The 26299-nt window shown below is 71.7% G+C and carries 19 protein-coding genes; 11 read left to right on the forward strand and 8 right to left on the reverse strand.

What is annotated here, in order from left to right; all coding sequences use genetic code 11:
- The 5 genes from ACIHAD_RS27680 (at position 1) to ACIHAD_RS27700 (ending at position 8616) form a co-directional block, all read left to right on the forward strand.
- Positions 1-1821 (forward strand): UvrD-helicase domain-containing protein, encoded by a 1821-nt coding sequence (locus ACIHAD_RS27680; RefSeq protein ID WP_397357544.1) that lies wholly within the window; start codon positions 1-3, stop codon positions 1819-1821.
- Positions 1822-1869: 48 nt separating this feature from the next.
- The gene (locus ACIHAD_RS27685) at positions 1870-3714 is read left to right on the forward strand and encodes a sigma factor-like helix-turn-helix DNA-binding protein (protein WP_397357545.1); all 1845 of its coding nucleotides are present in this window, start codon (positions 1870-1872) and stop codon (positions 3712-3714) included.
- 16 nt (positions 3715-3730) lie between these two features.
- The gene (locus tag ACIHAD_RS27690) at positions 3731-5047 is read left to right on the forward strand and encodes a cysteine--tRNA ligase (protein ID WP_397357546.1); all 1317 of its coding nucleotides are present in this window, start codon (positions 3731-3733) and stop codon (positions 5045-5047) included.
- Between the two features lie 119 nt (positions 5048-5166).
- Positions 5167-7653 carry a penicillin acylase family protein gene (locus tag ACIHAD_RS27695; RefSeq protein WP_397357547.1) on the forward strand — a complete coding sequence of 829 codons (2487 nt, stop codon included), beginning with the start codon at positions 5167-5169 and terminating at the stop codon, positions 7651-7653.
- A 111-nt stretch (positions 7654-7764) separates the two neighbouring features.
- Complete coding sequence (locus tag ACIHAD_RS27700; RefSeq protein ID WP_397357548.1) at positions 7765-8616, forward strand: hypothetical protein; 852 nt, start codon at positions 7765-7767, stop codon at positions 8614-8616.
- A gap of 15 nt (positions 8617-8631) precedes the next feature.
- Here ACIHAD_RS27700 and ACIHAD_RS27705 read toward each other — a convergent pair whose 3' ends face one another.
- On the reverse strand, positions 8632-9057 hold the full coding sequence (locus tag ACIHAD_RS27705) for a hypothetical protein (RefSeq protein ID WP_397357549.1): 426 nt from the start codon (positions 9055-9057) through the stop codon (positions 8632-8634).
- A gap of 75 nt (positions 9058-9132) precedes the next feature.
- Between ACIHAD_RS27705 and ACIHAD_RS27710 the strand changes: the two genes are divergently transcribed.
- Positions 9133-10101, forward strand: a complete 969-nt coding sequence (locus ACIHAD_RS27710; protein WP_397357550.1) for a hypothetical protein — start codon at positions 9133-9135, stop codon at positions 10099-10101.
- A gap of 156 nt (positions 10102-10257) precedes the next feature.
- Here ACIHAD_RS27710 and ACIHAD_RS27715 read toward each other — a convergent pair whose 3' ends face one another.
- The 3 genes from ACIHAD_RS27715 to mshB are packed head-to-tail and all read right to left on the reverse strand — an operon-like array spanning position 10258 to position 12130.
- On the reverse strand, positions 10258-10752 hold the full coding sequence (locus tag ACIHAD_RS27715) for a flavin reductase family protein (RefSeq protein ID WP_397357551.1): 495 nt from the start codon (positions 10750-10752) through the stop codon (positions 10258-10260).
- A 17-nt stretch (positions 10753-10769) separates the two neighbouring features.
- Positions 10770-11189: a DUF6113 family protein gene (locus ACIHAD_RS27720; protein WP_397357552.1), complete on the reverse strand. Its 420-nt coding sequence runs from the start codon at positions 11187-11189 to the stop codon at positions 10770-10772.
- Positions 11190-11200: 11 nt separating this feature from the next.
- Positions 11201-12130, reverse strand: a complete 930-nt coding sequence (gene mshB / locus ACIHAD_RS27725) for an N-acetyl-1-D-myo-inositol-2-amino-2-deoxy-alpha-D-glucopyranoside deacetylase (RefSeq protein ID WP_397357553.1) — start codon at positions 12128-12130, stop codon at positions 11201-11203.
- A gap of 44 nt (positions 12131-12174) precedes the next feature.
- Here mshB and ACIHAD_RS27730 point away from each other — a divergent pair, with 44 nt between their 5' ends.
- Positions 12175-14241 carry a DPP IV N-terminal domain-containing protein gene (locus ACIHAD_RS27730; protein ID WP_397357554.1) on the forward strand — a complete coding sequence of 689 codons (2067 nt, stop codon included), beginning with the start codon at positions 12175-12177 and terminating at the stop codon, positions 14239-14241.
- Here the strand turns inward: ACIHAD_RS27730 and ACIHAD_RS27735 are convergent.
- The 4 genes from ACIHAD_RS27735 to ACIHAD_RS27750 all read right to left on the reverse strand — a co-directional run bounded on the left by ACIHAD_RS27735 (position 14238) and on the right by ACIHAD_RS27750 (position 19885).
- Positions 14238-15101 carry a hypothetical protein gene (locus ACIHAD_RS27735; protein WP_397357555.1) on the reverse strand — a complete coding sequence of 288 codons (864 nt, stop codon included), beginning with the start codon at positions 15099-15101 and terminating at the stop codon, positions 14238-14240. The genes ACIHAD_RS27730 and ACIHAD_RS27735 overlap by 4 nt on opposite strands.
- A gap of 27 nt (positions 15102-15128) precedes the next feature.
- Positions 15129-16904, reverse strand: a complete 1776-nt coding sequence (locus ACIHAD_RS27740) for an ABC transporter ATP-binding protein (protein ID WP_397357556.1) — start codon at positions 16902-16904, stop codon at positions 15129-15131.
- A gap of 3 nt (positions 16905-16907) precedes the next feature.
- Positions 16908-18596, reverse strand: a complete 1689-nt coding sequence (locus ACIHAD_RS27745) for an ABC transporter ATP-binding protein (RefSeq protein ID WP_397357557.1) — start codon at positions 18594-18596, stop codon at positions 16908-16910.
- Between the two features lie 113 nt (positions 18597-18709).
- Positions 18710-19885: a nitrate/nitrite transporter gene (locus tag ACIHAD_RS27750; protein WP_397357558.1), complete on the reverse strand. Its 1176-nt coding sequence runs from the start codon at positions 19883-19885 to the stop codon at positions 18710-18712.
- 45 nt (positions 19886-19930) lie between these two features.
- Here ACIHAD_RS27750 and ACIHAD_RS27755 point away from each other — a divergent pair, with 45 nt between their 5' ends.
- Genes ACIHAD_RS27755 through narI form a run of 4 tightly spaced genes read left to right on the forward strand, consistent with a single transcriptional unit; the run spans position 19931 to position 26272 of the window.
- Positions 19931-23443: a nitrate reductase subunit alpha gene (locus ACIHAD_RS27755; RefSeq protein ID WP_397357559.1), complete on the forward strand. Its 3513-nt coding sequence runs from the start codon at positions 19931-19933 to the stop codon at positions 23441-23443.
- Positions 23443-25044, forward strand: a complete 1602-nt coding sequence (gene narH, locus ACIHAD_RS27760) for a nitrate reductase subunit beta (RefSeq protein ID WP_397357560.1) — start codon at positions 23443-23445, stop codon at positions 25042-25044. Before ACIHAD_RS27755 ends, narH begins: the two co-directional genes overlap by 1 nt.
- Positions 25041-25595 (forward strand): nitrate reductase molybdenum cofactor assembly chaperone, encoded by a 555-nt coding sequence (narJ, locus tag ACIHAD_RS27765; protein WP_397357561.1) that lies wholly within the window; start codon positions 25041-25043, stop codon positions 25593-25595. Before narH ends, narJ begins: the two co-directional genes overlap by 4 nt.
- A complete protein-coding gene (gene narI, locus ACIHAD_RS27770; protein ID WP_397357562.1) occupies positions 25592-26272 on the forward strand; it encodes a respiratory nitrate reductase subunit gamma in 681 nt (226 codons plus the stop codon). The genes narJ and narI overlap by 4 nt, the downstream gene beginning before the upstream one ends.
- The last annotated feature ends 27 nt before the right edge of the window (positions 26273-26299 follow it).

The raw sequence follows: 26299 nt of genomic DNA on the forward strand, positions 1-26299 counted from the left end.
GTGCCGCGGCTCGCGATCGGCCCTGACTTTCCGGGGGAGCTCGGCGCACTGGCTCCGCCGGTGCGCAGGGACGCCGTGGTCGCGCTGCGCCGTTTCCTGCTGAACGTGTCCGGAGCCCCGCATCCCGAGCGGGTGCGGGGCTGCCGGGACGCGAGGGTCGCGACGCTGCGCCTGGCCGACGGGCATCGCGGCGTGGTGGTCCGGCAGCGCGACGTCTACTGGCTGCTGTCCGTACGGCCCGACCCCGAGGCCTGGTCGTACGCCCAGCGCCACCGGTACGGCGTCAACCCCGTGATCGGCGTCGTCGAGGAGTGGGACGCCGAGACCCTGGAACGGGTCGAGCCCGCCTTACGCAGGTCGGCCCGTCCGTCGCGGCTGTTCGACCAGACCTGCGACGGCGACCTGCTCGCGCTCGGCATCGACGTGCACGCGCTGCCCCTGGTCAGGCTGATCTCCACCGAGGCCGACGTGGCCGCGCTCGAACCGCTGCTGCCGCCCACGCAGTACGCGCCGCTGGCCGTGCTGGCCCGGGGCGGCACGCTGTCGGAGGCGTGGCGGGAGCTGGACAACTGGCGCGCCCGCGACGAGGAGCCCGGCGCGATCGACCCCGACGACCTGCACGCGGCGCTGCTGCGCAGCCCGGACCGCGCGGTGTTCGCCGCCGACAAGGTGGAGCTCGACCGGGTGCTCGGGACCCCGGACTGGTGCACGTTCCTGCACCCGACGCAGCACCGGCTGGCCAGGTCCGTACGGTACGACCAGCCGGTGCTGGTCGTGGGCGGCGCGGGCACCGGCAAGACGATCATCGCCCTGCACCGGGCGGCCCACCTGGCGGCGCGGGGCAGCGGCCCGGTGCTGCTGGTGACGTTCTCGCAGGGGCTGGCCGAGGAACTGTCCGGCCGGCTGGACGTGCTGATCGACGACGAGAGAGTGCGCAAGCGCGTCGAGGTGGACAACGCCGAGCGGCTGGCCATGCGGATCGTCACCGACGCCGAGGGACGCCGCCCTCCCCTGGTCGGCCCGGGCGCCCGGTCGCTGGCCCAGCTCACCGACGAGGCGATCAGGCTGCTGTCGATCACGACCGGCGACCTGCTGGACGACGTTGAGCCGGGGCGCAAGCCGTACCGGCACATCGTGGTGGACGAGGCGCAGGACGTCAGCCCGGCGCAGTGGCGGCTGCTGCGGGCGGCGGCGCCGCACGCGCACGACGACCTGTTCGTGGTGGGCGACCCGCACCAGCGGGTGACCGACACGCGGGTGGCGCTCGGCGCGGTCGGCATCCCGGCCGTCCAGCACGACCTGCGGATCTCCTACCGGCTGCCGCAGGAGATCCTGTCCTACGTGGTCCGGCTGCGCGGCGGCGGCCCGGCGAACGGCCTGGTCAAGGGCGTGGCCGAGCTGTACGGCTACCGCGCCACGCACAATGGCCGGCGGCCGGTGGTCCGGTCGTACGACACGCCCGAGTCCGAGCTGGCCGGACTGCGCACCACGGTCGGCGGCTGGCTGGCGGACGGCGTGCCGGAGGGCGAGATCGCCGTCGGGGCGCGCACCCCCACGCTGGCCCGCGCCGCCCGGGACGCCCTGGACGGACTGGACGTGCGCGTGGCGACCTTCCAGCATCTCAAGGGGCTGGAGTTCGAACGTGTGGCGCTCGTCGGCGTGGCGGAGGGCGTGGTGCCCGGATCGCTGCCCGAGGAACCCGCCGCGCGGGCACGAGCGCTGCAACGCGAGCGGAGCATACTGTTCGTCGCCTGCACACGGGCCCGAACGATGCTCTATATCTCGCATTCCGGAAGGGGGAGCCCATTTCTGTCCCCCTGATCACATAGTCTGAACTGCGGATATCTTCCCTTTGCCGGTTGGACCTCAATGAACCTCAGCCTGAGCGACCTCGCGCCACCCCTGCGCTGGACCTCCCCTGGTCAGATCGCGCCGATCGTGGAGGAGCCCCAGCTGCCCGAGGCCTGGTGGCAGGCGATCCCCCTCGACCGCGCGTGCACGATCGTCGGGACGCAGACCGTGGCGGGTCACCTGGCCGATCTGGCCGTGGCCTGCTGGGGGCACCTGCTGCTCGGCGACATCCTGCCGCTGCTGCGTTTCAGCGACCCCGCCGAGGCCGAGCGCACGCCGGAGTCGCTGGGCAAGGACGTGGTGCAGAAACTGTTCATCGGTGTGTTCGAGCGGCTGCTCGAACCCGCGCCCGCCGCCCTGCCCGTCCCGGCCCGGCCCGACAAACCTCTTCCCGAGCTGATCGACGCGGTGTTCGCGGCCCTCGACGACCGGCAGCGCGCCATCGCCCGCGACCGGCTCTACGCGGCGCAGCGCGCCACGCTCGACGAGCTGGCGCAGCGCTTCTCGGTCACGCGCGAGCGGATCAGGCAGATCGAGCGGGACCTGCGCGACCACGTGGAGGCGTGGCTGGGCTCGCCGGAGGCGGCGGCGCTGGTGGCGCACGTGTCGTGGCTGAGGGGCAGGCTGGGGTCGGCGGTCCCGGCCGACGACCTCGCGGCCGCCGTCCCATGGCACCGGGGCGACCTGCGCACGCTGGGCATCCCCGTGTGGCGGTTCGTCCGTACGCTGCTGACCGGCTACGAGCAGGCCGACGGATGGCTGGTCTCCGGCGGGGCCGACGAGCTGCGGGAGAAGACGCGGCAGCTCTTCGCCGACGGGCCGCGCCCGCTCGGCGAGGCGGTGTCCATGGTGGCCCAGCTCGGCGTCCGCGAGGACGTCGCCGAGCGGTGGATCCTGGCCGTGCCGCAGCTTCGCGTGCTCGGCCGGCACGTGGTGCCCTGGCCGCGCAGCATCAACGAGAAGGCCGAGGCGGTGCTGGCGGTGGCGGGCACGCCGCTGTCGCCCGAGGAGATCCAGGAACGCATCGGCGAGGACTACAGCCTGGTCGGCATCCGCAACCAGCTCACCGCCGACGAGCGCTTCCGCCGGGTGGACCGGAACAAGTACGGGCTGACCGGGTGGGGCGGCGACGAGTACCTGGGCATCAGGGAGATGATCGCCAGGGAGATCGAGCGGGCCGGCGGCGAGGCGTCGGTGAGCACGATCGTGACGAACCTGACCTCCCGCTACGACGTGAGCGAGAGCTCGGTGCGCGCCTACTCGGGCGGCCCGGGCTTCGAGCGCACGCAGCGGGGCTGGATCAGGGTGGCCGGCACGTCGCCGACCGGGGAGTCGGAGCCGTACCAGCCGCGCAAGGACGTCTCGGAGACGCGGCGCAGCTTCCGCTCGCGCGACGGCCGCTGGTGGCACCGCGTGGACGTCAACGCCGAGCACCTGCGCGGCTCGGGCTCGCCCCTGCCGACCGGGTTCGCCGCCTACCTGGGCATGGCTCCCGGCGGGTCGCTGACCGCCTCGACGCCGTCGGGCGACGTGGTGATCAGCTGGCACAACCAGCCGACCATGGGGTCGATCCGCAACGTGCTGGCCGACTTCAAGGCCGGCGAGGGCGACCACGTGTTCCTGACCGTCTCCGACGGCGGTGAACTGCTGACCCGCTACCTGCCCGCGGCCGCCGTGGCGATGCCGCCGCTGAACCGGGCGCTCTACCTCATCGGCTACACCGCGCCGGTGCACTCGGAGATGGAGGGCCTGCGGCTGATCGGGGCCCGCATCGGGCTGCCCGACACGGTCACCCGCGAGGAGGTCCTGGCCAGGCTCCGCGAGCGCGGGGACAGGGACATCCTCGGCTTCCTCGGCGGGTGAGGGCTAGGCTCGGGTGATGTTGCGGATCCACGACACCCGGGCCAGGCAGGTCGAGGAGATCTCGGGCGGGCGGGCGGTGCGCATGTACACGTGCGGGCCGGCGCCCGGCCGCCGCGCCCATCTGGGCGACCTGCGCACGTACGTGCTGTCCGACCTGGTCAGGAGAGTCCTGGAGGGGCGGCGTACGCGGGTCGTGGCGTGCCGCAACGTCACCGATATCCCGCCTATCTCCGGGGAGCCTCCGGGCTCCGACCCGGCCGGCTTCCATGACGCCTTCAGGAACGACACGGCCGCGCTCAACCTCCGGCCGCCGGAGCACGGCCCGCGCTCCAGCGAGACGGTCGACGTGATGATCGAGCTGATCGCCAGGCTCGTCGAGCGGGGGCACGCGTACGCGGTGCCGGACGGCTCGGTGTACTTCGACGTACGGACGTTCCCGACGTACGGGGAGATCTCCGGCAATCGTCTGGACGACCTCAAGCCCGGCCACGGGATCGAGGCCGGGCATCCGCGCGGGCGCTTCCACGCCGACTGGGCCCTGTGGCGGCCCGCCGACGGCGAGCAGAGCCTGGACGCGCCCTGGGGGCGCGGCCTCCCCGGCCCGCACGTGGAGTGCTCGGCCATGTCGCTGCGCTTCCTCGGCGAACGGATCGACCTCCACCTCGGCGGCGTCGGCCTGCGCTTCCCGCACCACGAGGACGAGCGCGCCCAGTCGGACGCGGCGACCGGCCACGAGGTGGTGCGCCACTGGGTGCACGGCGAGCACCTGCTGTTCGACGGGCGCGAGATGGCCGGGCCCGCGGGGAACGTGGTGCTACTGCCGGACGTGGTGGCGGCCGGGCTCGACCCGCTGGCGGCGCGCCTGGCCTTCCTCGAACACCATTACCGGCAGCGGCTCGACCTCACCTGGGACATCCTGCGGGCCGCCGACCGCACGCTGCGGCGGTGGCGGGCGCGGGTGGCCGAGTGGTCGGAGTCGCCCAGCGCGCCCATGGCCTCCTCGTACGCCGGGCGCGTCGAGTCGGCCTTCGACGACGACCTGGACACCCCGGCGGCGCTGCGGATCCTGCGGGAGCTGGAGCGGGAGGAGTCGGTGGCGCCCGGGTCGAAGTTCGAGACGTTCCTGCATCTGGACCAGGTGCTGGCGCTCGACCTGTCCACGGAGATCGGCAAGCCTCGCGTGCTGCCCGCCGGGGCCGGTGAGCTGCTGGCGCAACGGGAGCGCGCACTGGAAGCCAACGACTGGGCGGCGGCCGACCGGCTGCGGGACGAGCTGGCGGAGCTGGGCGTACGCGTCGCCGACACCCCGGAGGGGCAGAGCTGGTCCCTCTGACCGGGAGCCCCTCGCGCGAGGCCCCTCCGACCACCTGAAACGGCCGGAGCAGTGAGCCGGTACTGCCAGACTTGTTCCAGTTCGGCAAGATGGAGGTATCGGTGAGACCCTTTGCGTGGATGCCGCGGCCTTTGCGGTGGTTCGCCCGGGTGTTGACCGTGCTTCTCGCGCTGGCGGTCGTGCTGGCCGGGGTCCTGGTGTACACCGTGCGGAAGTCGTTCCCGCAGGTGGACGGGGCGTTGCGACTGCCGGGCCTAGCGAGGAATGTAGAGATTTATCGCGATAAATCGGGAATTCCGCATATCTATGCCGACAGTGCGGCCGACCTGTTCATGGCGCAGGGCTTCGTCCACGCCCAGGACCGGTTCTTCGAGATGGACTTCCGCCGCCACACCACCGCCGGACGGCTCTCCGAGCTGTTCGGCAAGGCCACGCTCGGCAACGACAAGGCGCTGCGGACCATGGGCTGGCGCAGGGTGGCCGAGCAGGAGCTGCCCGGCCTCGACCGGCAGACCCAGGACTTCCTGGCCGCGTACGCCAAGGGTGTGAACGCCTGGCTGGACGCCAACCCCAACGCCTCCGACCGCAGCCTCGAATACTCGGTGCTCAAGCTGCAGAACGGCGACTACCGGCCGGAGAAGTGGACCGCGGTCGACTCCGTCGCCTGGCTCAAGGCGATGGCATGGGACCTGCGCTCCAACATGGAGGACGAGATCGACCGCGCCCTGGCGCTGACCAGGCTGCCCAAGGAGCGCGTCGACCAGCTCTACCCCGGCTACCCGTACGACCGGCACTCCCCGATCGTCAGTGAGGGCGCGCTCGCCCAGGGCCGCTACGACCAGCACGCCGAGCCGCAGCTCGGCGGCGTCCGGGCGCTCTCCCAGGCCGCCGCGACGCTGGACGCCGTACCGAGCACGATGAGCAGCGAGGAGCGCGAGGGCATCGGGTCCAACTCGTGGGTGGTCTCCGGCGAGCACACCGCGAGCGGCAAGCCGCTGCTGGCCAACGACCCGCACCTGTCGCCGCAGATGCCGTCCGTCTGGTACCAGGCCGGGCTGCACTGCAGGAAGCTGTCCGAGCAGTGCCCGTACGACGTCACCGGGTTCACCTTCTCCGGCGTGCCCGGCGTGGTCATCGGGCACAACGACAAGATCGCGTGGGGGTTCACCAACCTCGGTCCCGACGTGGCCGACCTCTTCCTGGAGAAGGTGGACGGCGACACATACCTGTACAAGGGCGAGCAGGTCAAGCTGGAGACCAGGCAGGAGCAGATCAAGGTCGCGGGCGGCGATCCCGTCACGATCACCGTGAAGAGCACCCGGCACGGTCCGCTGATCAACGAGGTGATGGAGGACGCCCGGCCCAGCGGCGAGGCGAACGCCGTGGCGCTCCGATGGACCGCCCTCACCCCCGGCAGGACCGTGGACGCGATCTTCGCGCTCAACAAGGCGGGCGACTGGCCCGAGTTCCGGTCGGCGGCGGCGCTGTTCGAGGTGCCGTCCCAGAACCTGATCTACGCCGACACCAGCGGCAAGATCGGCTACCAGGCGCCCGGGCGCATCCCCGTACGGGAGAAGGGCGACGGCACCTGGCCGGTGCCGGGCTGGACGGGCGAGTACGACTGGAAGGCCGCGCCCATCCCCTACGACCAGCTCCCCACGGTGGAGGACCCGGCCGACGGGTTCATCGTCACGGCCAACAACGCCGTCATCGACCCCCGCCGCTACAAGCCGCTGCTGACCAAGGACTGGTCCTACGGCTACCGCTCCCAGCGCATCCGCGAGCTCGTCGAGAACGCGATCGCGAAGGGCAGGATCGACGCCGGGACGATGTCGGACATCCAGCAGGACACCTCCAACGAGTTCGCCGGGACGCTGGTGCCCGCGCTGCTGCGGGTGGACCTGGCCGGGGCCGCCCGCCAGGCCCGCGAGCTGCTGCGGAACTGGGACCACTCCCAGGGGCTCGACTCCGCGCCCGCCGCCTACTACAACGCGGTGTGGCGGCACCTGCTCATGCTCACCTTCGACGACGACCTCCCCGAGCAGGTGTGGCCCGGCGGCGGCGACCGCTGGTACGACGTGGTCGCCAACCTGCTCACCACCCCCGAGGACCCCTTCTGGGACGACGTGACCACCAAGAACCTCACCGAGACCCGCGACGACATGCTGCGGCAGGCGATGGCCTCGGCGTACCAGGAGCTGTCCGAGCTGTTCGGCACGGACGTCAAGTCCTGGAAGTGGGGCGACCTGCACCAGCTCGAACTGGTCAACGGCACCCTCGGCACCTCGGGCCTCGCGCCGGTGGAGGCGCTGTTCAACCGCGGCCCGTTCGCCGTGCCGGGCAACAAGGACGCGGTGAACGCGACCGGGTGGAACGTGCAGAAGGGGTACGGGGTCACCGCGGTGCCGTCGATGCGCATGGTCGTGGACCTGTCGGACCTGGACAAGTCCCGCTGGATCAACCTGACGGGCGCCTCGGGACACGCCTTCCACGACAACTACTGGGACCAGGCCGAACCCTGGGCCCGCGGCGACCTCCTCCCGATGTACTCCAACCCGGGGTCCGTCAAGAACGCGGCCGTCCACACCCTCACCCTCACCCCCTGACCCGCCCCCCTCACCGCGTGCGGCGTCGCGGCGGCGTACGACCGTGGTTGTAGTCGCGATCCAGACCGTGGTCCGACGCGCCGGAGCCCCTGCCGCTGCCAGCATGGCCGCATGAATCGCCTCCGCTCCGCCGACCGCCTCTGGTACTCCGTCGGGGTCTTCCTCCTGCTCGTGGGCCTGGCGCATCTGGGCGTGCTCGTCATGGCGGGCGGTCCGTGGGAGGGGGCCGTGTCGTTTCGCAAGCCGTTCACGTTCGGGGTGTCGTTCGGGTTGAGCGTGCTGACCCTGACCTGGGTGTCCCAGTGGTTACGGCTGCGCGCCCGCCCCCTCGTCCTCGGGGCGTTCGCGGTGGCCTCCACGTTCGAGGTGGCCCTGATCACCCTTCAGGCGTGGCGCGGCGTGCCGTCCCACTTCAACATGGAGACCCCGCTCGACACGGCCGTCGCCCGCACGCTGGCCGCGTTCGGCGTCATGCTCATCATCATCGCGATCACCATGACGATCGCCGCCTTCCGCCCGGCCCCGGAGGCCGCCCCGAGCACCCGTCTGGCCGTGCGGGCCGGCTTCGCCACGCTGCTGGCGTCCATGGTGTTCGGCGGGGTCATGATCGCCCGTGGCGTGGTCGAGGTGGTGACGGGCAACCAGCAGCTCGCCTACACGGTGGCCACCGCGCTCAAACCGGCCCACGCCGTGCTCATGCACGGGGTGCTCCTCCTGCCGGCCCTGTCCTGGCTGCTGTCCCGCACGCTCCCGTCCGAGGGCGCGCGCCTGAGAGCCGTACGCCTGGCCACCTTGGCGTACGTCGCGGTGGCCGCGCTGGTCTCCGGCCTGGCCGTGGCCGGGGTCGCGGTCGTGGGGCCGTCCACGGCGTCGGTGCTGTCCGCCGGCGCGGTCTCGGGTCTCGCCATCGTGGCGATCGGCCTGGGCCGGCTCAGACCCGGCCTCACGCAGGAGAAACTTTGAGGACGAGGTAATGGGTCAGCCGTTATGCCGTCGCCCCCTCCGCCACCACACGGGGGCACGCGGATATCCACCGTCGTCGAGGTCGGCCAGCCGCTCGAACACGTTGTACGACGCCTGATGCCCGCACACGACGACCGACACCAGCATGGCCAGCGTGTAGAGCGGGAGCATGGGCAGCCCGACGCAGCAGGCCCACTGGGTGGCGTGCCGTCCTTCGTGCCGGATGAGCCGGTCGTCCAGCCAGTCATGCCTGGTCAGGACGACGTTCCCCACCGTGAACGCGCCCGCGACGGGGAAGCGGTAACGGTAGCCGAAGGCGAGGATGAGCCCGTCCGGGCCGGGTTGGCGGGCCGCGCCGCCGATGATCGAGATCAGCAGGCCGAGCGGGGTGGCGAGGTTCAGATAGTTCACCGCCCGCCGGAACCGATAGCGCCTGTTCATGCGTCTCAGTCTTGACCAATCTTGACAAGTCGGAATAATGATCTGCGTCCTGAAATCTCCCACAAGAGCAGGATTATGAGATTTTCCATCCTGGGCGCGCTGCTCGGCACCGTTGCACTGGCAGGAGCCGGCGGAGTCGCGATCACCCAGACATCAGCCACCGATCCCCTACGTTCCACCGATTCTCCCTCCGGCGCGCAGGTGGCGTTACCCGTCGCCGCGACCCCGACGGCAACGCCCACGGCGACACCCACGGTCGGGGATTACACCGCCACGACGAAGGTGGTCAAGAAGAAGGGCGTCTCGTACTTGAATGTGTCCGTCAAGTACGACGGAGCCGCCCGCTTCACCGTGAAGCAGAAGGTGTGCAGGAGCAAGTCCTGCAAGAGCGCCACCGCCCAGGTCCCCGTCACCACCGGGGCCGGGCAGACCACGAAGAAGTTGGGCAAGGGCACGTACAAGGCGAGGGGCAAGCCGGCCGTCCAGGTCAAGCCGCTGCCCTGGCCGACCCGCACCGTGACGGTCTCGCCGACCGCCACGGCAGCGCCGGGCGCGACGGCGACCGTGACGTCCACGGTGACCGAGCAGGCGACGGTGACCGCCACGGTCACCCAGCCCGGTCCCACCGTGACCGTGCCCGGCCCGACGGTGACCGTGCCGGGGCCGACGGAGACGGTGACGTTCACCTGTCAGCCCGCTCCGCCGACGGACACCCTCCCGCCCCCCGAACCGCCGACCGCCACGCCGTCGACCTCGGTCTCGGACTCTCCAGAGCCTCCGGAGGCCCAGGACCAGGCCGCCCCACCGGCGTCCGACACCCCGACCCCGACGCCGACCCCTACGCCGGACGTCCCGACCGACAACCCCACGAACGGCCCGACCGACGTACCGACCGACGTCCCCACGGACGTGCCGACGGACATCCCGGCGTGCGCGCCGCCGACGGATCTCCCCTCCGAGACCCCGACCGCGACCTCGACGGACACCGGCTCGCCCACCGACACCGCCACACCGCCGGAGACCGCCGCCACCCCCACCCAGTAACCGACCAGCACCACGCTTCACCCCGGGCCAGGCGCCAACGCCTGGCCCGGTCCCATGCCCGGTCCCGCCCGTGACCAGCCGGCCGCGCCCCTGCTGGCGCACATGCCCCCGACCCGGCACGGCCGCCGCCCTCGCGACGGAGGCGTGACCGCACTGTCAGAGGTTCTTGTACTGGCCGTCGTGGTAAAGCAGCGGCGACCCGTCCGCCGGGGTGCCGAGCGCCGTCACCCGGCCGAGCACGATCGAGTGGTCCCCGCCGTCGTACACCGCCGTCGTGGCGACCTCCACCGTGGCCAGGGCGCCCGTGAAGAGGGCCACCCCCGAGTCCCCGCGATGGTGCTCCCACCGGGACAGTTGCCCGTTCAGCGGACGGCCGCGATGGGCGAAGAAGCGGGATGCGTCCTCCATCGAGGCGTGGAGCACCGACACCCCCCACACCCCGGCCTCGATCACGGCGTCGTGGAAGCGGGCCACCTTCTCGGCGCAGAACAGCACGAGCAGGGGGTCGAGGGACACGGAGGTGAAGGAGTTGACGGTCATCGCGTGGTCCACGCCGTCGAGCCGGGTCGTGACGATCGCGACTCCCGTGGCGAAGCGGCCGACGACCTTACGGTAGTTTCCCGGGTCCACATGCCGCTCTATGGAATGCACGACGTTACTTTATGCCTCTACGTCGGATTCTTTGGAGGTGGGTATCCCCTCAACAACCACGATCCCCCACCCGATGAGGGCGAGAACATGAACGCCACCACAAGAGCCAGCAATCCGCCATACAGGTAGACATACCCCGCAGCGCCCTGAGAGATCACCAGATCCCCTGCGCTGAGCTGGAGCGTGAACGGCATCGTGACCAGCAGCCAGCCGAGCCCGGTCGCGAACGCCGCGAGCTTCGTCCGCATGAGCCTGCCCGCTCCCAGCGGGACCAGGAACAGCGCCAGCACCCAGCCGATCGCCGCCCACGGCACCGCGCCCTGCTGGTCCTGCGCGTGCGTGAACCCGCCCACGACCCCGAGCACGACACCCAGCACGAACAGCATGCCGTACGCCGCCCCGCCCAGCGCCGACTCCGTCTGGCTGCGATGCTCCATGGGCAACGAGGTTAGTGGATGCCCGCGAAGAGATCGTTCTCGCGGTTGTGCGGCTCGCCGAGCCCTCCGGCGTCGACGGGCGGCCCGGGCACCGGCTGTCCGGGCACGCCCATGGACAGGACGAAGTGCTCCACGCCGAGCACCTCCTGCCCGATGTTGTTGGACAGGGCGTACCAGGGACCGGCCACGGTGATCTGGGTGGCGTGGGCGCGCATGGCCTCCCGCTTGTTGCCGACCCAGGGGCGGGCGTCGATCTCGGTGGTGATGTCCTCGTCGGGGCTGCCGAAGGGGACGTCGTCCACGTCCTCGACGAGGAAGCCGCTGCCGGAGTCGCGCATCGCCTCGGCCGTGCGCCGCATGACGGACCTGGGCACGGCCGTGTGGTAGAACTTCGCGATCTGCCACGGCTCGTCCTGGCGCGGGGCGGGACGGCCGCCGGGGACGTAGTCGGGCTTGGCGGCCAGCTCGAAGGCGCGGCGGGCCACCCGGTGGGCCTGGATGTGGTCGGGATGGCCGTAGAAGCCGTTGGCGTCGTACGTCACCAGCACCTGCGGGCGCACCTCGCGGATGACCTTGACCAGCTCGCCGGCCGCCTCGTCGAGGTCGGCCTGCCAGAAGGCGTTCGGCCGGTCGTTGGAGGCGACGCCCATCATGCCGGAGTCGCGCCAGCGGCCCGGCGTGCCGAGGAAGCGGTGGTCCTCGACGCCGAGCGCCTGGCAGGCGGCCGCCAGCTCGCCGATCCGGTACGGCCCGAGCAGGTCGTCACGGTCGGCCGCCAGGTGGGCGAGGTCGGCGGGGATGACCTCCCCCTCCTCCCCGAGGGTGCAGGTCACCAGGGTGACGTGGGCGCCTTCCGCGACGTATTTGGCCATGGTCGCGCCGGTGCCGATCGACTCGTCATCCGGATGGGCGTGCACGAGCAGGAGGCGGCGATCAGTCATAGTCATGAGCGTAACAATGGCTGGATACTGGCAGGATTGAGCCCATGAGTGAGAGCTTCCCGCGACTGTCGGCAAGGACCCGCAGGTTCACCCTGGGAGTGCCCAGGGGGTTCACGATCTCCCCCGACGGCGGACGAGTGGTCTTCCTGCGCACGCGATCCGGCACCGACCCGGTCACCTGCCTGTGGGAGCTCGACACCGAAACCCACGTCGAACGCCTGGTGGTCGATCCCCGTACCCTCCACGCCGACGACGAGGACCTGCCGCCGGAGGAGCGCGCGCGGCGCGAGCGCAGCCGTGAGGCCGCGGGCGGCGTGGTGGCCTACGGCGCGGACGCGGCGCTGACCAGGGCGGCCTTCGCCCTGTCCGGCGGGCTCTACGTCGTCGAGCTGGCGAGCGGCGAGACCCGCAGGCTGGAGACGCCGGGCGCGGTCATCGACCCCCGGCTGTCCCCCGACGGGCGGCAGGTCGCCTACGTCACCGGCGGCGCGCTGTACGTCCAGGACCTCGCCTCGGGGCGCGGCGAGGTGCTCGCCACGCCGGAGTCGCCGACCGTCACCTACGGCCTGGCCGAGTTCATCGCCGCCGAGGAGATGGACCGGATGCGCGGCTACTGGTGGTCGCCGTCGGGCGACGCGCTGCTGGTCGAGCGGGCCGACGAGGAGCCGGTCGACACCTGGTACATCGCCGACCCGGCCAACCCCTCCCGCCCGGCCACCGCCCAGCGTTACCCGGCGGCCGGCACGCCCAACGCCCGCACCGAGCTGTTCGTGCTCGGGCTCGACGGGTCGCGGGTGGCGGTGCCGTACGAGGAGGAGTATCTGACGACGGCCGCCTGGGACGACCACGCGCTGTCGATCGTGACGATGACGCGCGACCAGAAGACGCTGCGGCTGTTCTCCGTCGACCCGGCGACCGGCCTGTCCACGCTGGTCCGCGAGGACACCGACCCGGCCTGGGTCGACATCGTGACCGGCGTGCCCGCCCACCTCGACGACGGCTCGCTGGTCTGGGTGGCCACGTCCGAGGGCGGGCACCGGCTGTTCGTCGGCGACCGCGCGGTCACGCCGCCCACCCTCCAGGTCCGGTCGGTGCTCGACGTCGACCACGACAGCGTGCTGTTCAGCGCGAGCGGCGGCGACCCGACCGACGTCCACCTGTGGACCTGGGACGGCCACTCGCTGCTGCCGGTCTCGACCCGGTCCGGGGTGTTCTCGGGGCGGATGTCCGGCGGCGTCGGCGTGTTGTCGGAGCAGAGCCTCGACGCCGAGGGCGTCTCGACCACGGTGGTGCGGCGCGACGGCATGGCGGTCCCGATCCCGTCGTACGCCGAGCGTCCCGGCCTCGACCTGCGGGTGTCGCTGGGGCGTTCGGGCCGCCGGGAGCTGGCCACGGCCGTGGTGCTGCCGTCCTGGTACGAGCAGGGCTCGGGCAGGCTGCCGGTCCTGATGGACCCGTACGGCGGCCCGCACGCCCAGCGGGTGCTCAACCGGCGCGGCGCGTTCCTGGAGAGCCAGTGGTTCGCCGAGCAGGGCTTCGCCGTGATCGTGGCCGACGGACGCGGCACGCCGGGCCGCGGTCCCGCGTTCGAGCGGGCGGTGCTGGGCGACCTGGCGACCCCGGCACTTGACGACCAGATCGACGCTCTTCAGGGCGTGGCCGAGCAGTACCCCGACGACCTCGACCTGTCGAGGGTGGCCATCCGCGGCTGGTCGTTCGGCGGCTTCCTGGCCGCGCTCGCCGTGCTGCGTCGTCCGGACGTCTTCCACGCGGCGGTGGCCGGCGCGCCGGTGACCGACTGGCGGCTCTACGACACCTGCTACACCGAGCGCTACCTGGGCCACCCGGACGAGCAGCCCGAGGTCTACGACAACTCCTCGCTGTTCGCCGACGCGCCCAAGCTCGAACGCCCCCTGCTGCTGGTCCACGGCCTGGCCGACGACAACGTGGTGGCCGCCCACACGCTGCGCCTGTCCTCGGCCCTGCTGGCGGCCGGCCGTCAGCACAGCGTGCTGCCGCTCTCGGGCGTGACGCACATGACGCCGCAGGAGGTCGTCGCCGAGAACCTGCTCCTGCTCCAGGTCGACTTCCTGAAGAAGGCGCTGGGCTAGGCGGTCCGCAGGGCGTCGAGCAGCCTCGACGCCCCCAGGCCGGCCAGCACGACCATCCCCATGACCAGCATGAACACCCACACGGGGGCGCCGAGGTAGGCGAGCAGGCCCTGCGCGACGGCCAGGATGAGCACGCCGAGCACGGTGCCCGCGACGCCGGCGCGCTCGCCGTACGGGCTGGTGCCTCCGAGGAGGACGGCGGCGAGCGCGAACACGGTGCTGTAGAGCCCCTGGCTGCCCGGGGTCGCCGCGCCGAGGCGCAGGAGCAGCGCGATGCCGCCCGCGGCGGCGAGCATGCTCGACCCGGCGAGCCCGAGCACCGCGCCGGGCCAGCCGGCGCCCAGGTCCTTGCGCACCTCCTGCCGGGTCCACAGCAGGCCGCCGGCGATCGAGACGACCGCGAACACGGCGAACCCGAGCGGGCCGGGATAGAGCGCGGCGGTCTCCAGGGGGATCGTCCCGTCGCCGAGCAGCGCGACGACCAGGGCCTCGCACACGACGGCGGCCCCGAGCGTGACGGCCCAGGCCGGGGCCGACAGCGCCATCGTGAACACGCTCATGGCGACCCCCGCGAGCCCGGCGAGCACGAGCGCGAGCAACATCGCCAGCGGCAGCGGCACCCCGGCGGTCGCCGTGAACGCCACGAAGGCGGCGCTCGCGGCGGCGACCGCGCCCACGGCGAGGTTGGGCGTGCCGGTGCGCAGCGACAGGCCGAACCCCATGACGATCAGCCCGAGCTGCCCGGTCTGGGAGAGGATGTCGAGAAGGTGGTCACCGCGCGTGGTGATCAGGACCAGCGCCACGCCCAGCAGGGCGAGGAGTCCGAGCGCGCCTTCCCAGGCGCGCTGCCAGGTGCTCACTCCGACGATGCTGACAGCGCCGGACGATCATCGCAACCCCCCGGGCGTCGCCTGTGGGGCCGCGGGGGCGCCGTGCCAGCTCGCCCACAGGGCCGCGTACGAGCCGCCCTCGGCGACCAGCTCGTCGTGCGGGCCCAGCTCGATGATCCGGCCGTCCTCCACGACGGCCACCCGGTCGGCGTCGTGGGCGGTGTACAACCGGTGGGCGATGGCGATCACCGTACGGCCCTCCAGGACGGCCGCCAGCGAACGTTCCAGATTGCGCGCCGCCCGCGGGTCGATCAGCGAGGTGGCCTCGTCGAGCACCAGCGTGTGCGGGTCGGCCAGGACCAGCCGCGCCAGGGCGAGCTGCTGGGCCTGCGCGGGTGGCACGGCCGTGCCACCTGACCCGACCTCGGTCTCCAGCCCGTCGGGCAGGCCGTCCACCCAGTCGAGCGCGTCGACCGCGGCCAGCGCAGCGCGCACCGCCGCGTCGTCCGCGCCGGGGCGGGCGATCAGCAGGTTGTCGCGCAGGGTGCCCTTGAAGACGTGGTGCTCCTGGGTGACCAGCGCGACGTGCCCGCGCAGGTCGTCGAGCGGCAGGTCGACCAGCGGCACGCCGCCCACGCTGACCTCGCCGGTACGCGGCCCGTGGATGCCGGCCAGCAGCCGTCCGAGCGTGGACTTCCCCGCCCCGGACGGGCCGACCATGGCCAGCCGCTCGCCCTGTTCGACGGTCAGCGACACGCCGTGCAGCACGTCGCGGCCCTCGCGGTAGGCGTACCGGACGTCGTCGGCCTTCAGCAGCTCGCCGGCCGGGCGGGCGGCGGAGGGCTCGCGGTCGTCGGGCACGTTGGCCACGCCGAGCAGCCGGGCCATGGCCGCGCCGCCCACCTGGAGCTCGTCGATCCACATGAGGAACCGGTCGAGCGGGTCGATGAGCTGCTGGGCGTAGACGACGGCGGCGGTGACCTGCTGGACCGTCACCCAGCCGTTGGTGTAGAACAGGCCGCCGACCAGGAGCGTCGAGACCACCGGGATCACGTAGCCCAGCTCGACGGCGGGGAACCAGATCGTCCGCAGGCCGAGGGTGTACCGCTCGGCGGCGTAGGAGCGGCCGATGTCGCCGTCGGTGCGCCGGCGCCGGCGTTCCTCCAGGCGCAGCGCCTCCACGGCCCTGGCGCCCTCGACGGTCTCGGCCAGCCCTTCGGTCATGTCGGCGTACGCGGCGTTCTCGCGCAGGTAGCCGTCGCGCGCCCGCTTCAGGTACCAGCGGGTCGCGAACCAGATCAGCGGGCCCGCGACGAGCATCGGCAGCATGAGCTGCGGGCTGACCAGCACGAGCGCGCCCATGGTGATCACGAAGGTGACCAGCGCGATGAGCGTCTCGGGCACGGCGTGCCGGACGGTCCTGGACAGGGAGTCGACGTCGCGGGACGTACGGGTGATCAGGTCGCCCGCGCCGGCCCGTTCGACCGTGGACAGCGGCAGGCCGAGCACCCGGTCGACGAACTCCTCGCGCAGCTCGGCCAGCACCTTCTCGCCCAGCCTGGCCGAGGCCAGCACGGCGAAGCGGACCAGCAGGCCCTGGAGGAAGAGGAACGCGCCGATGACGACGGCCACGAGCAGCCCGTTGACCTCGCCGCCGTCCTGGACGGTCTGGACCAGGCTGCCGAGCTGCCACGGCACGACGAGCCCGGCGACGGCGGCCAGGCCGTGCAGGGCCAGCGCGACGGTGAGCTGCCGCGGGTACTTCAGCGTCAGCCTGCGCGCGTAGGCGCGTACCTGTTTCCGGTCGGCGACCGGCAGGATCTCGCGGGCCATGGGTCAGCCCTCCCCTCGGGTCACGGTCGCGGCGTATTCGGGAGAGGCGTCCAGCAGGTGCCGGTGCGTCCCCTCGGCCAGCACCCGGCCGTCGGCCACGTAGATCACGTGGTCGGCGCGGTCGAGCACCAGCGGGCTGGTCGTGCAGATCATGGTGGTGCGGCCCGCGCGCGCCTTGGCCAGCCGCTCGGCGATGCGGGCCTCGCTGTGGGCGTCGACGGCGCTGGTGGGCTCGACCAGGATGAGCACCTCGGGATCGGCGACCAGGGCGCGCGCCAGGCGCAGCCGCTGCTGCTGGCCGCCGGAGAACTCGCGCCCGGCCTCGGACACCAGGGCGTCGAGGCCATCGGGCAGCGCCTCGACGATGTCCTCGGCGCAGGCGGCGTACAGGGCCTGGCGCACGTCCTCGTCGGAGGCGGCGTCGCGGACGTCGAGCTCGTCCCTGAGCCTGCCGGTGAACAGGCGGGCGTCGTTGCCGGCGACCAGGATGCGCGAGCGGATCTCGGCCATGGGCAGCGTGGCCAGCTCGACGGCGCCGAAGGTGACGTCGCCGGGCGTGTACCGGCCGAGCCGGTCGGCGATGGCGGCGGCCTCGTCGGGGGCGTCGGCCGCGACGGCGGTGAGCATGCCCGGCTGGAGGGTGACGCCGCTGTAGGAGTCGCGCAGCACGCCACCGCCGCTGGTCTCGGTGCCGCCGGCGACCTCGGGCTCGATCGCCAGGATGCGGATGACGCGGCGGGCCGCGACGTGGCCCTTGGTGAGCTTGTCAGCGGCCTCGGTCAAGGTGCGCAGCGGGCCGATCAGGAACGCGGCGTAGCCGTAGAGCGCGACCAGGTCGCCGGTGCTGATCTCGCCGCCGACCGCGAACGTGGCGCCGATGCCGGTGACGACCGCGATGAGCAGGCCGGGCAGCAGGATCTGGGCGCCTTCGAGCAGCGACTCGACCCGGGCCACGCCCACCCCGGCGTGGCGCACGCGCTGGGACTCCTCGCCGTAGCGGCCGGCGAACACCTGCTCGCCGCCGATGCCGCGGAGCACCCGCAGGCCGGCCACGATGTCGGCGGCCCGGGTGGACAGGTCGCCGGTCAGCTCGCGCTGCTGCTTCTGCCGCCGGTGCAGGGGCTTGAGCAGCGGCGAGACGGCGACCGCCATGAGCGGCACGCCGAACAGCACCAGCAGCCCGAGCGGGACCGAGGTCGTCAGCAGGATCACGGTGACCGCGACGATGGCCACGACGGAGCCGGTACCGCGCAGCAGGATGTCCATGGAGCTGCCGATGTGGGCGATGTCGGAGTTGCCGACGCTGACGACCTCGCCGGTCGAGACCTTCTTGGGCAGCGTCGCCCCGAGCCTGGCGGCCTGCCGCGCGGTCACCTGGACGGTGCGGTAGGCCGCCGACAACCAGTTGAACACCGCCATCCGGTGCCGCATGATCCCGGTGAAGGACTGCAGCAGCCCCAGCGCGAGCAGGATCGACACCCAGGTCAGCAGCGCCCCCGTGTCCTTGGCCGTGACCGCGTCGATGCCCTTGCCGAGCACCGCGGGCACGAGCGCCTGCACCAGCCACCACAGCGTGGCGAAGCCGATGCCCGCCAGCAGGGAGCGCGCCTGGCGACGCGCGTTCCACCACAGGTAGCGGAGCGGGCTGCGGATGTCGGGCAGGCCGGGATCGGCCTCAGGAAGGGAGCGCATAGCCTGACAAGGTTGACAAGCCATCGCCCGGCCCGGCAAACGGTTTTTCGCCAGGCCGACGATCGGACACGTCCTTGCGCCGGGCCGATGACCGGGCACGTGCCTGCGCCGGGCTAACGATCGGGCACGTGCCTGAAGGTGCGCACGGTGTAGAGCAACGTGACCAGGGCGGTCAGCGCGAGCAGCAGGTACCCGACCGTGTACGACCCGGACGCGCCGTAGACGGCCCCCATCACCAGCGGCGGGAAGTACCCGCCGAGCCCGCCGGCCGCGCCCACGAGCCCCGTCACCGTCCCCACCTTCGACGCCTCGACGAGCTTGGCCACGAGGGCGAAGACGCCGCCCGTGCCGAGCCCGAGGAAGAAGGCGATGAGCACGAAGCACGCCCCGGCGGGCACCTCGGCGGGCGGCCTGAACGACAGCGCGACCGCCATCACGACGGTCCCGGCCAGCGAGATGAGCAGCACCTTGACCGGCCCGATCCGGTCGGACAGCGTGCCGCCGAGGGGCCGGGCGGCGACGGCGGCGATCGAGAACCCGGCCGTCCGCAGCCCGGCGCCGGTCTGGGCGAAGTGGTAGACGTTCTGGAGCAGGGTCGGCAGGTAGGTCGAGAACGCCACGAAGCCGCCGAAGGTGACGGCGTACAGGAAGGCGCACTGCCAGGTGGCCCTGATCTTCGTGGCCTCGCGCATCCGGGGCAGGGCCGGGGCGGTGGCGGGCGACCACGCGGGCGAGTCGCGGCTGCCGCCGATCATGATGACGCCCATCAGGGCGAGCACCGCGGCCATGAGCAGGTGCGCCGGGAACCGGCCGAAGCCCTCCACCAGGCGCGGGGTGAAGAACGCCGACAGCGCGGTCCCGCCCATGCCGGCGCCGAACACGCCGGTGGCGAACCCTCTGCGTGCGGGTTCGTACCAGGCGTTGACGAACGGGATGCCGATGGCGAACGACGTGCCGGGGATGCCCAGGAGGAACCCCCAGAACAGCAGCCACCCGTACGAACTGGACAGGCCCACGAACAGGACGGGCACGATCGACACGAAGCAGACGACCGCGAACATGCGCCGCCCGCCGAGCCGGTCGGCCAGCACGCCCACGGGGATGCGGCCGAGCGAGCCGACCAGCACCGGGATCGCGACCAGCAGCGAGGTCTGTGTCGGGGACAGGCGCAGTTGCCTGCTGTAGCTGCCGGACAGGGGACCGATGAGGTTCCAGGCCCAGAACGTCACGGCGAAGGCCGCCGTGGCCAGCACCAGGTTCCGCACCTGACCTTTACGGAGCACAGACATACACCCTGTGTAACAGAGGGTCACCTTCTGTGATGAAGTGGGGGTATGAGCGCCGAGGATCTCCTGCTGAAGACCGGCCGGTTCCTCCGCAGATCGGCTACCAGCGGCGACCTGCGGACCCTCTACCTGAAAGGCGGCACGGAAGGCGACACCTTCTACCGCGACCGCTGGAGCCACGACAAGGTGGTCCGCTCGACGCACGGCGTGAACTGCACGGGTTCGTGCTCGTGGAAGGTGTTCGTCAAGGACGGCATCATCACCTGGGAGACGCAGGAGACCGACTACCCCGGCGTGGGGCCCGACCGGCCGGAGTACGAGCCGCGCGGCTGCCCGCGCGGGGCGGCCTTCTCCTGGTACACCTACTCGCCGACCCGGATCCGCTACCCGTACGCGCGGGGCGTGCTGGTCCAGCTCTACCTGGAGGCGAGGGAGCGGCTGGGCGACCCGGTGGCCGCCTGGGCCGAGATCACCACCGATCCGGGGAAGCGGGCGAGCTACCAGGGCGCGCGCGGCCGGGGCGGGCTCGTCCGGGTGACCTGGGACCTGGCCGCCGAGATGGTCGCGGCGGCGCACGTGCACACCATCCAGGCGTACGGGCCGGACCGGGTGGCGGGGTTCTCCCCCATCCCGGCGATGTCGATGGTCTCGCACGCCGTCGGGTCCCGGTTCGTGTCGCTGATCGGCGGCACGATGCTCTCCTTCTACGACTGGTACGCCGACCTGCCCGTGGCCTCGCCGCAGGTGTTCGGCGACCAGACCGACGTCCCGGAGTCGGCCGACTGGTGGGACGCCGCGTACCTGATGATGTGGGGCTCCAACGTCCCGGTCACCCGCACGCCGGACGCCCACTGGATGGCCGAGGCACGCTACCGGGGCCAGAAGGTCGTGGTGGTCTCCCCCGACTACAGCGACGCGGCCAAGTTCGCCGACGAGTTCCTGAGCGTGCGTCCCGGCACGGACGGCGCCCTGGCCATGGCCATGGGGCACGTGCTGCTGAAGGAGTTCTTCGTCGACCGCCAGGTGCCCTACTTCACCGACTACGTCAAGCGCTTCACCGACCTGCCCTTCCTCGTCACCCTGCGCGAGCACGAGGACGCGTACATGCCGGACAAGTTCCTCACGGCCAAGGACCTGGGCTCGGCGGAGGAGGCGGCCGAGTGGAAGACCGTGCTCATGGCCGGGTCCGGCGAGCCGGTGGTCCCGAACGGCTCGGTCGGCTTCCGCTGGACCGACTCCGGCGAGGGCCGCTGGAACCTCGACCTGGACACCGACCCGAAGCTCACCCTGTACGGCGGCGAGTCGGCCCAGCTCCTGCTGCCGCGCTTCGACGGCGAGGGCGCCCTGCGCAGGGGCGTGCCGGTCGCCCGGGTCGCCGGCCGGCTGGTGACGACGGTGTTCGACCTGCTCCTGGCCCAGTACGGCGTCCCCAGGCCCGGCCTGCCCGGCCTCTGGCCCGGCGGGTACGACGACGCGGCCCAGCCGTGCACGCCCGGCTGGCAGGAGCCGGTCACCGGCGTCCCGGCCGAGCGGGTGGTCAAGATCACCCGCGAGTTCGCCGGGACGGCCGAGACCACGCGCGGCCGCTGCATGATCATCATGGGCGCGGGCGCCACCCAGTGGTTCCACGGCGACACCATCTACCGGGCGTTCCTGTCGCTGCTGCTGCTGACCGGCTGCCAGGGGCGCAACGGCGGCGGCTGGGCCCACTACGTCGGCCAGGAGAAGTGCCGCCCGCAGAGCGGCTGGGCCGTGCTGGCCGGCGCGCTCGACTGGTCGCGCCCGCCCCGGCAGGCGCCCGGCACGCCGTACTGGTACCTGCACACCGACCAGTGGCGTTACGACCGGTTCGACGCGGGCGCGCTGACCTCGCCGCTCGGGCCCGGCGCGTTCCGCGGCAGGCACACGGCCGACCTGGTGGCCGAGGCCGTGCGCAACGGCTGGATGCCCATGTCGCCCGCTTTCGACCGCAACCCGCTGGAGCTGGGCGAGCACGAGGACCCCGTGGCGTACACGCTGGAGGAGCTGCGGCAGGGCAGGCTCCGGCACGCCGCCGAGGACCCCGACGACCCGGCCAACTGGCCGCGCGTGCTGACCCTGTGGCGGTCGAACCTGATCGGCTCGTCGGCCAAGGGCAACGAGTACTTCCTGCACCACCTGCTGGGCGCCACGTCCAATCTGGAGCACCCCGACGAGCAGGCGCCGAGGGGCAAGCTGGACCTGCTGCTCACGCTCGACTTCCGGATGACCTCCTCGACGGTCTACTCCGACATCGTGCTGCCCGCCGCCACCTGGTACGAGAAGTACGACCTGTCCTCCACGGACATGCACCCGTTCGTGCACGCCTTCAACCCGGCCATCTCGCCCCCCTGGGAGACCAGGACGGACTTCGCGGCCTTCCACACCATCGCCAGGGCCTTCAGCGCGCTGGCCAAGGAGCGGCTGGGGGTGCGCAAGGACGTCGTGGTGGTCCCGTACCAGCACGACACGCCGGGCGAGACCGGGCAGCCCGGCGGGCGCGCGTCCGGCTCGCCGGAGCCGACGCTGAAGGTGGTCGAGCGCGACTACGGCGCGGTCGCGGAGAAGCTGGCCGCGCTCGGCCCGCTCACCGAGAAGCTGGGCCTCCAGGTCAAGGGCGTGACCTTCATGCCGGACGAGGAGGTCGCCTGGCTCGGCCAGCGCTGCGGCCTGGTGCCGCGGGGCGTGGCCAAGGGCCGGCCGGAGCTCGACACCGACGCCAAGGCGTGCGAGACGATCCTCGCGCTGTCGGGCGTGAGTAACGGCAGGCTGGCCGCCCAGGGCTTCCGCCAGCTCGCCCGGCGCACCGGCGGCGACTTCGACGACCTCGTGGACGAGGGCCACCGCATCGTCTTCGCCGACACCCAGGCCCGGCCCACGCACGTCGCGGCCAGCCCGGAGTGGTCCGGCAAGGAGGCGCACGACCGCCGCTACTCGCCGTTCACGATCAACGTCGAGAACGGCAAGCCCTGGCACACGCTCACCGGCCGCATGCACTTCTTCCTCGACCACGACTGGATGCACGAGTACGGCGAGGCCCTGCCGATCTACCGCCCGCCGCTGGACATGGCCGAGCTCTTCGGCGAGAGCGCCACCCTGCGCTACCTGACCCCGCACTCCAAATGGTCGATCCACTCCGAATACCAGGACAACCTGCTCATGTTGTCGCTGTCGCGCGGCGGCCCGACCATCTGGATGTCCACCGAGGACGCGGCCCGGCTCGGCATCGCCGACAACGACTGGATCGAGGCGGTCAACCGCAACGGCGTCGTCGTGGCCAGGGCCATCGTGTCCCACCGGATGCCGAAGGGCACGGTCTACATGTTCCACGCCCAGGACCGCCTGATCGACGTGCCGAAGTCGGAGGAGACCGGCCGCCGCGGCGGCATCCACAACGCGCTGACCAGGGTCCTGATCAAGCCCACGCACATGATCGGCGGCTACGCCCAGCTCTCGTACGCCTTCAACTACTTCGGCCCCACGGGCAACCAGCGGGACGAGGTCACCACCATTCGCCGCAGGTCGCAGGAGGTGCGCTACTGATGAAGATCATGGCTCAGATCGCCATGGTGATGAACCTGGACAAGTGCATCGGCTGTCATACCTGTTCCGTCACCTGCAAACAGACCTGGACCAACCGTCCCGGCGTCGAGTACGTCTGGTTCAACAACGTCGAGACCCGCCCAGGCCAGGGCTACCCCCGCCGGTACGAGGACCAGGAACGCTGGCGGGGCGGCTGGAAGCTCGACCGCAGGGGCCGGCTGACGCCCCGCGCCGGAGGCCGGTTCCGCAAGCTGGCGAACATCTTCGCCAACCCGCTCATGCCCTCCATCCAGGACTACTACGAGCCCTGGACCTACGACTACGAGAACCTGACCCGCGCCCCGCTCTCCGACGACGTCCCGGTCGCGCCGCCGAGGTCGTTGATCAGCAACGAGCCCATGAAGATCCGCTGGAGCGCGAACTGGGACGACAACCTGGGCGGCGACCCGTCCCCCGACCCGGTGCTGGGGAAGGTGTCGGAGCAGGTCAAGCTGGAGTTCGAGCAGGCGTACATGTTCTACCTGCCGCGTATCTGCGAGCACTGCCTGAACCCGTCGTGCGTGGCCTCCTGCCCGTCGGGGGCGATGTACAAGCGGGCCGAGGACGGGATCGTCCTGGTGGACCAGGACAGCTGCCGGGGCTGGCGGATGTGCGTGACGGGGTGCCCGTACAAGAAGGTGTACTTCAACCACCGGACCGGCAAGGCCGAGAAGTGCACGTTCTGCTACCCGCGGGTGGAGGTGGGGCTGCCGACGGTGTGCTCGGAGACGTGCGTGGGCCGCCTGCGCTACCTCGGGGTGCTGCTCTACGACGCCGACCGGGTGAGCGAGGCCGCCTCGGTGGCGGACGAGCGCGATCTGTACGAGGCCCAGCTCGGCGTCTTCGTCGACCCCGACGACCCGGCCGTGGCCACCGCGGGGCTGCCCGCCGACTGGATCGAGGCGGCCCGCAGATCCCCCGTCTACGACCTGATCATGAAATATCGCATCGCGCTCCCCCTGCACCCGGAGTACCGGACGCTGCCGATGGTCTGGTACGTCCCGCCGCTCTCCCCCGTCGTGGACGCCCTGGCGAACACCGGCCACGACGGCGAGGACGCCGGCAACATGTTCGCCGCCATCGAGTCGTTGCGCATCCCCGTGGAGTACCTGGCCGAGCTGTTCACGGCGGGCGATCCCGTACCGGTGACGGCCGCGCTGCGCCGCCTGGCCGCGATGCGCTCGTACATGCGGGGGGTCAACCTGGGCCAGGAGCCGGTCCTGCCGGACACCGGCCTGACCGAGGACGACATCAAGGCCATGTACCGCCTGCTGGCCCTGGCCAAGTACGAAGAGCGGTACGTCATCCCGACCGCGTACGGCAACGTGCCCGGCGTGGTCGAGGAGGCCGGATGCAGCCTCGACTACTACGGCGGCCCCGGCATGCAGGCCCCCTTCGGGGAGGCGTCGGGCAAGCCGCTGCCGGTCTCCGTCGAGTCCTTCCACGGGCTCAAGGAGCGCCAGACCAGCGACGAGATCACCCACGACCGGGTGAACCTCCTCAACTGGGACGGCAGGGGCATCCCAGCAGGGCTCTTCCCGCCGAAAAAGGGAAAATCATGAACAAGGCCGTGATCTGGCAGGCCGCCGCGCACCTGCTCGCCTATCCCGACGAACGTTTCCACCGCCGCCTCCCGCTGATCAGGCAGGCCGCCGAGCCGCACTTCGCGGCGTTCCTGACCCGGATCGCGGACATGGACGCGGGCGACCTGGCCGCGCACTACGTCGAGACGTTCGACCTGCACCGGCGCTGCTGCCTCTACCTGACCTACTACACCGACGGCGACACCCGCCGCCGCGGCGCGTCGCTGGCCGCGCTCAAGCAGCGTTACCGCGTGGCCGGCTGGGAGGTGATGGAGGACGAGCTGCCCGACTACCTGCCGGTCGTGCTGGAGTTCGCGGCGCTCGACCCGTCCGGCGTGGCGCTGCTGCGGGAGCATCGGATCGGGCTCGATCTGCTGCTGTCCGCCCTGACCGGGCTCGGCTCGCCGTACGCGGAGGTGATCGGGGTGGTGTGCGCGGCCCTGCCGCCGCTCACGGCCGCCGAACGCGCCGCCGCGCAGCGCCTGGCCGCCGGGGGGCCGCCGGCCGAGACCGTGGGGGGCTACCGGTGAGCTGGGGCGAGAGCATGCTGTGGGTGGTCGCGCCGTACGTCACCCTGGCGATCTTCATCGGCGGGCTGATCTGGCGGTACAAGTACGACAAGTTCGGCTGGACCACCCGGTCGTCACAGCTCTACGAGAGCCCGCTGCTCCGCGTGGCCAGCCCGGTGTTCCACTACGGCCTGATCTTCGTGATCATCGGGCACGTCACCGGCCTGCTCGTCCCGCTCTCCTGGACCGACGCGATCGGCGTGTCCAACGAGGCGTACCACGCCAACGCCCTGATCTGGGGCGGTCTGGCCGGGCTGGCCACGCTGGTGGCGCTGGTCCTGCTGGTCTACCGCCGCCGTACGAACGGGCCCGTCTTCCTGGCCACGACCAAGAACGACAAGACCATGTACGTGGTGCTCGCCGCGGCGATCATCGCGGGCGTGGTGACGACGGTGGCGGGGTTCGTCCCGAGCGAGGTGAGCTACCGGACGACGGTCGCCCCCTGGTTCCGCGGCATCTTCGTCCTCAACCCGGACGCCGCCGCGATGGGGCACGCGAGCATCCTTTACAAGGTGCACACCGTGATCGGGATGGCGTTGTTCGTGCTTTTCCCGTTCAGCCGCCTCGTGCACGCCCTTTCGGCCCCGATAACCTATTTGTTCCGCCCTTACATCGTGTATCGGGCCCGGTCCCGATAGCGCGCCGCGACGCCCGGAACGGGGGCC

Origin of the sequence: Nonomuraea sp. NPDC052265 (assembly GCF_044547985.1) — a bacterium.
GTDB lineage: Bacteria > Actinomycetota > Actinomycetes > Streptosporangiales > Streptosporangiaceae > Nonomuraea.